The following is an 11,460-nucleotide window of genomic DNA, read 5'->3' as shown; positions in this document are numbered from 1 at the left end:
GCCGGGCAGGTGACCTCAGGCGCAGACGACCGTGACGCCGGCGGCCCGGAACGCCTCCACCACCTCCGGGTTGGCGCCCGAGTCGGTGACCAGGGTCTCCACCCGGTCCACCGGGCAGATCCGGGCGAAGGCGTGACCGCCCAGCTTGGACGAGTCGGCGATGATCACGACCCGCTTGGCCCGGGCCACCATCAGGTTGTTCATCGCCGCCTCACCCTCGTGGTGGGCGGCGGCGCCGAGCTGCGGGTCGATCGCGTCCACGCCGAGCAGGGCGACGTCCAGGGTGACCTCGCGCAGCAGGGCCCCGCCCAGCGGGCCGACCAGCTCGAACGACTTCGGGCGGACGACACCGCCGGCCACCACGACCTTCATCCGGGAGCGGACGAGCAGCTCGTTGGCGATGTTGAGGGCGTTGGTGACCACGGTGAGCTGGGCACCCTCGGCGCTGGTGTTCAGGTCGGGCCGCACGGCCAGCGCCCGGGCCACCTCCGTGCTGGTGGTGCCGCCGTTGAGGCCCACCACGGTGCCCGGCGAGACCAGCGCGGCGGCGGCGGCGCCGATGCGCTGCTTCTCCGCCGAGTGCTTGGCGGTCTTGTAGCGCAGCGGCAGGTCGTACGAGACGCCGTTCGCCACCGCGCCACCCCGGGTCCGGGTGATCATCTGCTGCTGGGCGAGCTGGTCGAAGTCACGGCGGATGGTGGCCTGGGAGACGTCCAGCCGCCCGGCGGCCTCCTCGACGCTGACCCGGCCGTTGTCGGTCAGCATCTCGAGCAGGGCGTTCCATCTGGCGTACCGGTCCACCCCGTGCCCTCCAGTTACTGCGCGGTCGGTGATTGATTGCGTGCACAGTAGTGCGCGAAACTACGAGGGCGCAAAACCCTGGCCTGCGCGATGCCGGGGCTGGTTGCCACAGCCAGGCGCTTTCGCGCAGAATAGCGCGCGAAAGGCGGCTCTAACGAGCCGTATTGCGCACCGCTCCCCTGCGTAGGAGTTCTCATGTCGTACGTCGACGCCGAGATCGCGAGCCAGCCCGACTGCTGGCGGGAGGCGGCGCGACTCGCCGCCACCGCGACGGGCCACCTCCCCCGCCCGGGGGAGCGGGTCGCCGTCGTGGGCTGCGGCACGTCGTGGTTCATGGCGATGGCGTACGCGGCCCGCCGCGAGCACCTCGGCCAGGGCGAGACCGACGCCTTCCAGGCCTCCGAGTACCCCGCCGACCGGCACTACGACCGGCTCGTGGCGATCACCCGCTCCGGCACCACCACCGAGGTCACCGAGCTGATCGCCGCCCTGCGCGGACGGGTGCCGACCACCGTCCTGGTCGGCGACCCCGACTCCCCCGCCGCCTCGCTGGCCGACGCGGCGGTCACCATGCCCTTCGCCGACGAGCGCTCGGTGGTGCAGACCCGCTTCGCCACCACCGCGCTGGCCCTGCTCCGCGCCCACCTCGGCGACAACATCGACGCGCTCGCCGCCGACGCGGAGGTGGCCGTTCGCGCCCCGCTGCCGATCGACCCGGCCCGGATCGAGCAGGTCACCTTCCTCGGCCGGGGCTGGACGGTCGGGCTGGCCCAGGAGGCCGCCCTGAAGTGCCGCGAGGCGGCCACCTTCTGGGCCGAGGCGTACCCGGCGATGGACTACCGGCACGGGCCGATCTCGATCGCCGCGCCGGGCCGGCTGGTCTGGGCGTTCGGCGAGCTGCCCGAAGGGCTGCCGGAGGACGTGGCGGCGACGGGGGCCGCCTTCGTGCACAGCCGCACCCACGGCTGCCGCACCGTGCTGGGCAGCTGGGCCGCCGGCCGTACGCCGGTCGACCCGATGGCCGACCTGATCCTGGCGCAGCGGTTCGCCGTCGCGCTCGCCACCAGCCGGGGCCTCGACCCCGACGCCCCCCGGCACCTGACCCGCTCCGTGGTCCTGGCGTGAGGTCGACCGACGTCGTCGTCGCGCTGGACGTCGGCGGCACCGGGATGAAGTGCGCCCTGGTCCGCCGCGACGGCGCCGTGCTGCACAGCGAACGGCACCCCACCGGAGCCGGGCGCGGCCCGGACGCCGTGGTGGACACCGTCCTCGGGGTCGCCGAGGGGCTGGCCGGCAGGGCCCGCGCCGACGGGTTCGACCCGGTCGCGGTCGGCATCGCGGTGCCCGGGGTGATCGACGAGGCGCGCGGGATCGCCGTCTGGTCGGCGAACCTGGGCTTCCGGGACGTACCCCTGCGGGACCTGGCGCGCGAACGGCTCGGACTGCCGGCGGCGCTCGGCCACGACGTGCGCGCCGGCGGCCTGGCCGAGGCGCGGCTCGGCGCGGGCCGCGACGTGGCGCACGTGCTCTTCGTCGCGATCGGCACCGGGATCGCCGCCGCCCACGTGGTCGACGGCACGGCCCGCACCGGCGCCCACGGCGCCGCGGGCGAGATCGGCCACATCCAGGTACGTCCGGGCGGGCCCCGCTGCGGCTGCGGTCGCCCCGGCTGCCTGGAGGCGGTCGCCTCCGCCTCCGCCATCGGTCGGCGCTACTCGGATCTGGCCGGCGTCACGGCTACCGCCGCCGAGGTCGCGGACCGGGCGGCGGCCGGCGAGCCGCTGGCGGCCGACGTCTGGCGGGAGGCCGTCGAGGCGCTCGCCGACGGCCTCGCCACCGGTCAGGCCCTATACGACGTGCAGGCCGTCGTGCTGGGCGGCGGGCTCGCCCGGGCCGGCGCGCGGCTGCTGGACCCGCTCCGGGCCGCGCTGCACGAGCGGATGACGTTCCACCGGGAGCCGCGCCTGGTCGCGGCGGCCCTCGGCGACGAGGCCGGCTGCCTCGGCGCCGCCCTGCTCGCCCTCGACAGTCTGGAGATGTGATGGCCACTCGGGTGAACGGCAAGGTGGTGACCCCGACCGGCGTGATCCGGCAGGGCTGCGTGGAGCTGGACGGGGGCCGGATCACGGCGGTGGCCGAGTACCCGTCCGTGCGCGACGGGCACTGGATCGTGCCCGGCTTCGTCGACATGCACACGCACGGCGGCGGCGGACACACCTTCACCACCGGCGACGCCGAGCAGGCCCGGCAGGCCGCCGACTTCCACCTGCGGCACGGCACCACCACCCTGCTGGCCAGCCTCGTCAGCTCGCCCTTCGTGCTCATGCGCGCGGCCACCGAGGCGTTCGCCCCGCTGGTCACCGACGGGGTGCTGGCCGGGATCCACTTCGAGGGGCCGTACCTCTCCGCCGCCCGCTGCGGCGCGCAGAACCCCGAGTACCTGCGTGACCCGTCCACCGACGAGTTGGCCGAGCTGATCGAGCTGGGCGGCGGGGCGGTGCGGATGGTCACCCTCGCCCCCGAGCGGGACGGCGCGCTGGAGGCGATCAAGCTGCTCACCGCGCACGGGGTGGTCGCCGCCGTCGGCCACACCGACGCCACCTTCGACGAGACCCGCGCGGCCGTCGCCGCGGGCGCGAGCGTCGGCACCCACCTGTTCAACGGGATGCGACCGGTGCACCACCGCGAGCCCGGCCCGGTGGTGGCCCTGCTGGACGCCCCGAACGTGGTCTGCGAACTGGTCGCCGACGGCGTCCACCTGCACGACGGGATGCTGTCCTTCGCCACCTCCACGGCGGGCCCCGAGCGCGCCGCCCTGATCACGGACGCGATGGCCGCGGCCGGCATGGCCGACGGCGAGTACGACCTGGGCGGCCAGACGGTCACCGTGTCGGACGGCGTGGCCCGGCTGGCCCGCGACGGCGCGATCGCGGGCAGCACCCTGACCATGGACGCCGCGCTGCGGCACGCCGTGGCCGCCGGGATCCCGATCGCGGACGCGGTGCGGATGGCGTCCACCACGCCGGCCCGCGCGATCGGCCTCGGCGACCGGCTGGGCGCGCTCCAGGTCGGGCTCCGGGCCGACCTGGTGGTGCTGGACGACGACCTGAACGTGGTCCGGGTGATGCGCGGCGGTTCCTGGGTGGAGTGACCCGCTCAGCCGGCGGTGGGCACCTCGACGCCGAGCACCGCCTGCTCGTCGGGGCGGTGCACCAGCACGTCGGCCAGGTACGACTGCACGGCCGGGGCCATCCCGACGTCCCGGCCGGCCCGCTCGGAGAGCAGCCACTTGTGCTCGATGATCTGCGCGAAGATCTCCTGCGGCTCCAGCTTGCGGCGCAGGTGCGCGGGCACGGCCCGGACCACCGGCTCGAAGACCTCGGTCAGCCAGCGGTGCGCGGCCTGGTGCTCGTCGGTCAGGTAGCTCTCGGCGCGGTAGGCGTCCAGGTCGTTGAGCAGCCGGCGGGCCTGGTTCTCCTCGGCGTCCAGGCCGGTCAGGCGCAGCAGCCGCCGGGTGTGGTAGCCGGCGTCGACCACCTTCGGCCGGACCAGGTAGCGCCCGTTGTCGATCGTGGACATGGCCACCTCGGCGACGTCGAAGCCCAGCTCGTTGAGGCGGCGGATGCGCCCCTCGATGTCGTGCCGGGCCTCCCGCTCGACCTGCTGCTCGTAGGTGATCTCGTGCCACAGCCGCTCGTAGCGGCGTACGACCTCCTCGCAGACCACCTCCGGGTCGATCGACTCGTGCAGCAACCCGGCGGCCTGGAGGTCGAGCGCCTCACCGAAGATGTTGACCCGGGCGATCTCCAGGTCCTCACCGCGCTGCCCGTTGGACAGGGAGTGGTGCAGCGCCCCGGTCTCGGCGTCCACCAGGTAGGCGGCGAACGCGCCGGCGTCCCGCCGGAACAGGGTGTTCGACAGCGAGCAGTCGCCCCAGAAGAAGCCCGTCAGGTGCATCCGGACGATCAGGGCGGCCAGCGCGTCGAGCAGGCGGCCCATCGTCTCCGGGCGCAGGGTGTGCGAGAAGAGCGCCCGGTAGGGCAGCGAGAACTGCAGGTGCCGGGTGATCAGCACCGGGTCGAGCGGCTCCCCGTCGTCGCTCTGCCGGTCGGCCACGATCGCCACCGCCTCCACCGACGGGAAGTCGATCCGCTCCAGGGCGCGCAGCAGGTCGTACTCGCGCTCGGCGACCCGCTCGCCGGTCTCCTTGACCGCGTAGACGTAGCCGCCGAGGCGGACGAAGCGGACGACGTGCCGGGAGATGCCCTGGGGCAGCGCCACCAGATGCTGCGCGGGCCACTCCTCCAGCGGGGTCGACCAGGGGAGATCGAGCAACGCCGGGTCCACGAGGGCCGAGGTGATCCGCACGGCGACAAGTCTGCCGGGTGCGTCCATCGAGCGCCTCTCTTCGTGGCTCGGCACACAGCCGTCCCCGGCCCGACCCGGTCCGGGTCGGACCGCGGCCGGTAGCGTGACGGGGGTGCGGGAGACCACGGCGGTACGGGGAAGGGTCCAGCTCCGGCCGGTCCGGCCGGCCGGCTGGTGGTTCGACGCACTGCTGCTCACCGCCCTGATCGGGTTGACCGTGGCGCTCGCCTTCGAGCGGTTCTTCGGGATCGACCGCGCGATCGCCGACTGGTCGCAGGCACATCGGCCGACGGCCGCGCACTGGACGGCGGTGGTCCTCAACTACCTCGGCCAGGGCACCCCGTTGACGCTGATCGCCCTGGGGCTCGGGATGCTGCTCGCGGTGCGGCTGAGATCGGTCCGCCCGGTGCTGCCGCCGGTGCTCGCCTTCGCCCTCAGCTACCTCACCATCGGCCCGCTCAAGGTGTGGACCGCCCGACCCGCGCCCAGCGCGAGCGTCAAGGAGCCCTTCCTGCCCGCCGAGCAGACCCTGCCGTTGTTCCAGGACGAGCTGCCGCTGCGGTTCGCCCAGTCCTACCCCTCCGGCCACGTCGCGAACGCGATCCTCTGGTACGGCGTCATCGCGCTGCTGCTCGCCCCGCTGCTGCGCACGTACGGGCGCACTGTGCCGCCCCGGCTGGTCACCGTGGTCCGGATCGTGCCGCCCGTCGTCGTGCTCTGCACCACCACGTACCTGGGCTGGCACTGGCTGACCGACTCGGTCGCCGGGCTGCTGCTGGGGCTCCTGCTCGACCGGCTGCTGCACCGGGTGCCGTGGGACGACCTGCCGTTGCCGGGCATGCTGCGGAACTGGAACCGTCCGTTCATCTGCGCGCCCTAGGGTCCGGATGTGGACCGACTGGCGCGCCGGCTGGGCGCGGGGGACGCGGTGGTCATCGGGCTGGGCTCGATGCTCGGCGCGGGCGTCTTCGTGGTCTTCGCGCCCGCTGCGGCGGCGGCCGGCGGGGCCGGGCTGCTGGCGGCCCTCGTACTGGCCGGTTTCATCGCCTTCTGCAACGCGACCAGCTCTGCCCGGCTGGCCGCCCGCCTTCCGGAGTCCGGCGGCACCTACGTGTACGGGCGGGAGCGGCTCAGCCCGTTCGCCGGCTTCCTGGCCGGCTGGGGCTTCGTGGTCGGCAAGACGGCGAGCTGCGCGGCGATGGCGCTGACCATCGGGGCGTACCTCTGGCCGGGGCAGGCCCGGCTCGTCGCCGTCAGCGCGGTGGCGACGGTGACCGCCGTGAACCTGCGCGGCATCGGCAAGACCGCCACCGCGACGAGGGTCCTGGTGGCCGTGGTGCTGGCGGTGCTGGCCCTCGTGGCGGTGGCCGGCGCGGTCGGCGGCCACGTCGCGCTCGACCGGCCCGGCGACCTCGGCGGCGGCGGGCGGGGCGTGCTCACCGCCGCCGGGCTGCTCTTCTTCGCCTTCGCCGGGTACGCCCGCATCGCCACCCTCGGCGAGGAGGTACGCGACCCGGAGCGGACCATCCCCCGGGCCGTCCCGCTGGCCCTGGGCGTGGTGCTGGCGGTCTACCTGGTGCTCGCCGTGGTGACGGTGGGCGTGCTCGGGGCCGACCGGCTGGCCGCATCCGCCGCGCCCCTGGCCGACGTGGTGACCGCCGCCGGGCTGCCCGGCCTGGCCTGGCTGGTGCGGGCCGGGGCGACCGTGGCGGTGACCGGGGTCCTGCTCTCCCTGCTCGCCGGGGTGGGGCGTACGGCGCTGGCGATGGCCCGACGCCGCGACCTGCCGGGGGCGCTGGCCGCCGTCCACCCGGTGCACCGGGTGCCGCACCGGGCGGAACTGGCCGTGGCCGCCGTGGTGGTGGCGATCGTGCTGCTGGGCGACGTACGCGGCGCGATCGGCTTCTCCAGCTGCACCGTGCTGGTCTACTACGCGATCACCAACGCCGCCGCGCTGACGCTGGGCCGGGACCCGGGCCGGCGGCTGCCGGTGCGGGCGCTGGCCGTGCTGGGGCTGGCCGGTTGCCTGCTGCTCGCGGTCAACCTGCCGCCGGCCAGCGTGCTCGCCGGCGCCGCCGCGCTCGCCGCCGGCGCCCTCTGGTACGCCCTGCGCCCGCGCCGGCCCTGACGCCGCCTCGGGACCGCGCCGGCCCTGACGCTGGGCCGGGACCGCGCCGGCCCTGAGGCTGGGCCGGGACCGCGCCGGACGGCACCTCCGGGTGCGCCGCGCCGTGACCAGGTGCCCGGCGCGGCGGCCGTCACTCCTCCGGCTGGCGGGGGGTGGGCGTGACCGGGTCCTCCGACGGCGGTGGCGCGGCCTCGCGGAGCAGGGCGTTCAGCCCCGCCCGGCGGGCCACCACCGTCAGCCGGTCCCCCGCGACGATCACCAGCCGGGCATCGGGCGCCCAGTCGAGGCGCTGCCCGGCGCGGGCGTGCGCCAGCAGGCGTACGCTCTCGGTCCGCCCGACGGCGGCGATCGGCCGGCCGTCCAGCGCCGACCCGGCGGCGACGGAGACCTCGGTGACCAGCAGCGCGTGCCGGCCGACCGGGATGGTGGCGATCACGGCGCGGTCGAGCAGCGCGGCGGCGAACGACGGCGCGGCGAGGTAGGACACGCTGCGCGAGACGCCGATGCCGAAGGCCTGCTGGATGCGTTCGGCGAAGTGGCCGTCGAAGAGCCGCAGCACCACCTGGATTTCCGGGTTGACGGCCAGGCCGTTGAGCGCCGCCTGGAGGTTGGTCTCGTCGTCGGTGGAGACCACCACCAGCGCCTGGCAGTTGCCCACGGACGCGGACTCCAGGGTCTCCGCCAGCGCGGCGTCCCCCACGATCAGCGGTACGCCCAGCCGCCGGGCCAGCGCCCCACCGCGCGGCTCGGGCAACTTGTCGATCGCCACCACCTCCACGCCGAAGTCGCAGAGCTGGGCCATCACCCGGGTGCCGACGTTGCCGAGCCCGACCACCACCACGTGGCCGGAACGCTCGGGCTGGATGCGGCCGGAGTGCAGGGCCAGCCGGGCGTTGACGACGCCGTCCACCACCACGGCGGTGATCAGCGGGATCAGCGCGAGCCCGGCCAGGTTGAGCACCACCTGCATGACCTGCTCGGCGGCCGACTTGTCCGGATCCGGGTCCTGCCCGGTCAGCGTGGTCACCAGGGTGAGGTAGAGCGAGTCGGCCCAGCCCCGGTGCGAGGCGTAGCCGTTGAGCCAGCCGAGCACCCCGATCACCGCCAGCAGCACGATCACCGCGAGGCCGATCTTGCGGGTGGCGAAGCTGCGTACCGCGCGCAGCAGCACCGTCAGGGGGCGGCGACGCCGGCGGGCCCGCACCAGCCGGCGGGCGGCCACCTCCGTACCGGGCGGCGTCCCGGTCGCCTCGGCGATCACCAGGTCGGCCACGCCCTCGTCGGCGGGGAGCAGCCGGACCTGCTGCGGATCGCCGGTGTCGGCGACCCCGCAGACCACGTCGGCCGGGTGTACGTCCTCACGGCGGGCCACGTAGAGGGTGCGCCCGCCGTGCCGGAAGTGGGTGGGGGCGACCTCGCCCAGCGCGGCGGCCACGAAGGCGGGGGCGGCCATGGAGGCGTCGGAGAGCACCGCCGAGTCGGGGAAGATCTGCCGCACCCCGTTGGCGAGGCCGGTGTTGAACATCCGCACCACCAGGCGCAGCCCGGGCTCGACCTCCTGCGCGCAGAGCGCGGCGTGCATGTTGCCGACGTCGTCCTGGTGCAGCAGGGCCAGCCCGTCGGCCCCGGCCAGCCCGGCCCGGCGGAAGGTGACCTCGTCCAGCCGGTCGGCGCGGACCACCTCGACGCCCGGGAGGTCGCGCCCGTCGGGCTCGTCCGAGCGCGGTCGTTCGGGCACGACCAGGGTGATCCGGACGCGGCCGGACTGGAGCTCGGTGGCGAGCAGCGCCCGCACCACCCAGTAGGCGAGGGCGTCGCGACCACAGATCACGTAGTGCGCCCGCACGTCCCCGTTGACCCGGAGCCGCCGGCCGGCACGCCGCGCACGATCCAGGAGGGGCTCCGCCATGCGCCGCATCGTAGTCAGCCGGTCGCGGCGGGCGCAGCCCCCTGATCATGGACGCTGGTCGCGCCGGCATGTCCCAACCGGTGCCGGGTAGAGCACCGGCATGCAGACGTTCCTGCCGTACCCGGACTTCATCGCCAGCGCCCGGACGCTGGACCAGAAGCGGCTGGGCAAGCAGCGGGTGGAGGCCATCCAGGTGCTGCGCGGGCTGACCTGGCCCACGTACGGCTGGCGCAACCATCCGGCGGTGAAGATGTGGGCCGGGTACGAGGAGGCCCTCACCCGGTACGGGCTGGACGTCTGCGCCGTCTGGTGCGAGCCCGGACGGGCCGACACCTGCGCCATCACGATGACCGTCGACCTCGCCGCCGCGTGCGGCGTGACCCGGGTGCGTACCCAGCCGGAGCTGGCCGAGGCCGGAGAGCTGCCGCCCTGGCTGGGCCGCGACGAGCTGCACCTGAGCCACCGCTCGTCGCTGCTGCGCAAGGACCCCGGGCACTACGGGCCGATCTTCGGCGACGACGTCCCGCCCGACCTGGAATACGTCTGGCCCGGCTCGGACCGCGAGCGCCGCTGCCTCCCGCCGCCCGCCTGAGGAGCAGGGCACCTTGTTGACGCCTGAGGTGAAAGCAAGGATTCGTTCCCTTCACCTCGGGGCAGACTGGACGCACATCCGGCGGGAGGGTGCACATGGCGCTGTCGAAAGTGGTCGGCCGGCTCATCGGCGTACGCGAGCACGAGGTGGACCCCGGCGGTGGTGGCGCCGACCGCGTGCCGGGCCCGGTCGAGGCGGTGGTGGTCGGCGGCGGGATCGCCGGCATGTCGGCGGCGGTGGTGCTCGCCGAGCGCGGGGTGGCCGTGACCGTGCTGGAGGCCGCGCCGACGCTCGGCGGCCGGCTCGGGGCCTGGCCGGAGACGCTGGCCGACGGCACCGCGCAGATGAACGAGCACGGCTTCCACGCGTTCTTCCGGCAGTACTACAACTGGCGGTCCGTCCTGCGTCGCGCCGACCCGGAGCTGGGCTTCCTCAGGCCGGTACCGGGCTACCCGATCCTCAGCGAGCGGTGGCCGACCGAGGAGTTCGGCCGGCTGCCGCCCGCGCCGCCGGCGAACCTGCTGGCGCTGCTGCTGCGCAGCCCCAGCCTGCGCCTGGGCGACCTGCGCGGGATGGACCGGGACGCGGCGCTGCCGCTGCTCACGTACGACCCGCGGCGCACCTACGCCGAGTTCGACGACACCACCGCCGACGCGCTGCTCACCTCGCTGCGGCTGCCGGACCGGGCCCGCGCGATGCTCTTCGAGGTCTTCTCCCACTCGTTCTTCAACCACGAGGCGGAGATGTCGGCGGCGGAGATGATCGCCCAGTTCCACTTCTACCTGCTCGGCAACCCGGAGGGGCTGGCCTTCGACTGCCCCGACGAGGACTACGCGACGGCGATCTGGGAGCCGCTGGCGCGGCACGTGGAGAAGCACGGCGGCCGGGTGGTGACGGGCGCCGCCGCCACCGCCCTGACCCGCGAGGGCGCCGGCTGGCGGGTGACGACCGCCGACGGCACGTCGTACCCGGCCGGGCACGTGGTGCTCGCCGTCGACCCGCCGGCCCTCGCCGCGCTGGTCGCGGCCTCCCCCGGCCTGGTCGGGCACGCGCCCCGGCTGGTGGCGCGGATGCCCGCGTTCGGCCGGCCCGGCCCGCCGTACGCGGTGGCGCGTTACTGGTGCGACGGGGACGTCTCCGCCGACCGGGCGGTCTTCAGCGGGGTCTCCCGACAGCCCACCCTGGACTCGGTGACCCTCTACCACCGGCTGGAGAACGAGTCCCGCCGCTGGGCGCGGCGCACCGGCGGCTCGGTCGTGGAGCTGCACGCGTACGCCTGCGACGCGGGCGTGCCCGCCGAGGAGCTGGCAGAACGGATGCGCGTCGAGCTGGTTGCGCTGTGGCCCGAGGCGGCCCGGCTGCGGGTCCGTGAGCTGCGCGCCCGGGTGGAGGCGCAGGCGCCCGCCTTCACGCCCGGCAGTCACGCCTGGCGGCCGGGCGTACGCACCGACGCCGACGGGCTCTACCTGGCCGGCGACGGCATCCGGACGGACTTCCCGAGCGCGCTGATGGAGCGCTCGGCGGCGACCGGGATCGTCGCGGCCAACCACATCCTGCGGGCCGAGGGCGGCGCGGCCGAGCCGGTGCGCTCGATCCGGCCCCGGGGCCTGCTCGCCGGCCGAGGATGAGCAAAACGGGCAAATCGACCGCCGGGCTGCCCTA

General features: G+C 75.0%; 10 protein-coding genes. 7 read left to right on the top strand and 3 right to left on the bottom strand.

Annotation, left to right across the window (positions count from 1 at the left end):
- Positions 1–15 precede the first annotated feature (15 nt).
- The gene (locus ACGFIR_RS16990; RefSeq protein ID WP_392998047.1) at positions 16–801 is read right to left on the bottom strand and encodes a DeoR/GlpR family DNA-binding transcription regulator; all 786 of its coding nucleotides are present in this window, start codon (positions 799–801) and stop codon (positions 16–18) included.
- A gap of 195 nt (positions 802–996) precedes the next feature.
- Here ACGFIR_RS16990 and ACGFIR_RS16985 point away from each other — a divergent pair, with 195 nt between their 5' ends.
- The 3 genes from ACGFIR_RS16985 to nagA are packed head-to-tail and all read left to right on the top strand — an operon-like array spanning position 997 to position 3,952.
- Positions 997–1,926 carry an SIS domain-containing protein gene (locus ACGFIR_RS16985; RefSeq protein ID WP_392998046.1) on the top strand — a complete coding sequence of 310 codons (930 nt, stop codon included), beginning with the start codon at positions 997–999 and terminating at the stop codon, positions 1,924–1,926.
- A gap of 44 nt (positions 1,927–1,970) precedes the next feature.
- Positions 1,971–2,843 (top strand): ROK family protein, encoded by an 873-nt coding sequence (locus ACGFIR_RS16980; protein WP_393146586.1) that lies wholly within the window; start codon positions 1,971–1,973, stop codon positions 2,841–2,843.
- Positions 2,843–3,952, top strand: coding sequence for an N-acetylglucosamine-6-phosphate deacetylase (nagA, locus tag ACGFIR_RS16975; RefSeq protein WP_392998045.1), 1,110 nt, complete (start codon positions 2,843–2,845; stop codon positions 3,950–3,952). The genes ACGFIR_RS16980 and nagA overlap by 1 nt, the downstream gene beginning before the upstream one ends.
- A 5-nt stretch (positions 3,953–3,957) precedes the next feature.
- Here nagA and ACGFIR_RS16970 read toward each other — a convergent pair whose 3' ends face one another.
- Positions 3,958–5,169, bottom strand: a complete 1,212-nt coding sequence (locus ACGFIR_RS16970) for a DUF4032 domain-containing protein (RefSeq protein ID WP_392998044.1) — start codon at positions 5,167–5,169, stop codon at positions 3,958–3,960.
- Positions 5,170–5,281: 112 nt separating this feature from the next.
- Between ACGFIR_RS16970 and ACGFIR_RS16965 the strand changes: the two genes are divergently transcribed.
- A complete protein-coding gene (locus ACGFIR_RS16965; RefSeq protein ID WP_393145903.1) occupies positions 5,282–6,049 on the top strand; it encodes a phosphatase PAP2 family protein in 768 nt (255 codons plus the stop codon).
- A 9-nt stretch (positions 6,050–6,058) separates the two neighbouring features.
- The gene (locus ACGFIR_RS16960; protein ID WP_393145901.1) at positions 6,059–7,297 is read left to right on the top strand and encodes an APC family permease; all 1,239 of its coding nucleotides are present in this window, start codon (positions 6,059–6,061) and stop codon (positions 7,295–7,297) included.
- 130 nt (positions 7,298–7,427) lie between these two features.
- On the opposite strand, the gene ACGFIR_RS16955 is transcribed toward ACGFIR_RS16960, so the two are convergent.
- Positions 7,428–9,206, bottom strand: a complete 1,779-nt coding sequence (locus ACGFIR_RS16955) for an NAD-binding protein (protein WP_393145898.1) — start codon at positions 9,204–9,206, stop codon at positions 7,428–7,430.
- A gap of 100 nt (positions 9,207–9,306) precedes the next feature.
- On the opposite strand from ACGFIR_RS16955, the gene ACGFIR_RS16950 reads away from it, so the two are divergent.
- Together ACGFIR_RS16950 and ACGFIR_RS16945 are read left to right on the top strand one after the other, a co-directional pair.
- Positions 9,307–9,798, top strand: coding sequence for an MSMEG_6728 family protein (locus ACGFIR_RS16950; protein ID WP_393145896.1), 492 nt, complete (start codon positions 9,307–9,309; stop codon positions 9,796–9,798).
- Positions 9,799–9,893: 95 nt separating this feature from the next.
- The gene (locus tag ACGFIR_RS16945) at positions 9,894–11,426 is read left to right on the top strand and encodes an FAD-dependent oxidoreductase (protein ID WP_392998039.1); all 1,533 of its coding nucleotides are present in this window, start codon (positions 9,894–9,896) and stop codon (positions 11,424–11,426) included.
- Positions 11,427–11,460: the final 34 nt, after the last annotated feature.

This window comes from Micromonospora sp. NPDC049051, assembly GCF_043197575.1.
GTDB lineage: Bacteria > Actinomycetota > Actinomycetes > Mycobacteriales > Micromonosporaceae > Micromonospora.
This window is presented reverse-complemented; position numbering and strand designations above follow the sequence as displayed.

Coding starts and splice junctions, on each gene's coding strand:
- ACGFIR_RS16985 (WP_392998046.1), top strand. CDS start 997: ATGTCGTACGTCGACGCCGAGATCGCGAGCCAGCCCGACTGCTGGCGG.
- ACGFIR_RS16980 (WP_393146586.1), top strand. CDS start 1,971: ATGAAGTGCGCCCTGGTCCGCCGCGACGGCGCCGTGCTGCACAGCGAA.
- nagA (WP_392998045.1), top strand. CDS start 2,843: ATGGCCACTCGGGTGAACGGCAAGGTGGTGACCCCGACCGGCGTGATC.
- ACGFIR_RS16955 (WP_393145898.1), bottom strand. CDS start 9,206: ATGGCGGAGCCCCTCCTGGATCGTGCGCGGCGTGCCGGCCGGCGGCTC.
- ACGFIR_RS16950 (WP_393145896.1), top strand. CDS start 9,307: ATGCAGACGTTCCTGCCGTACCCGGACTTCATCGCCAGCGCCCGGACG.
- ACGFIR_RS16945 (WP_392998039.1), top strand. CDS start 9,894: ATGGCGCTGTCGAAAGTGGTCGGCCGGCTCATCGGCGTACGCGAGCAC.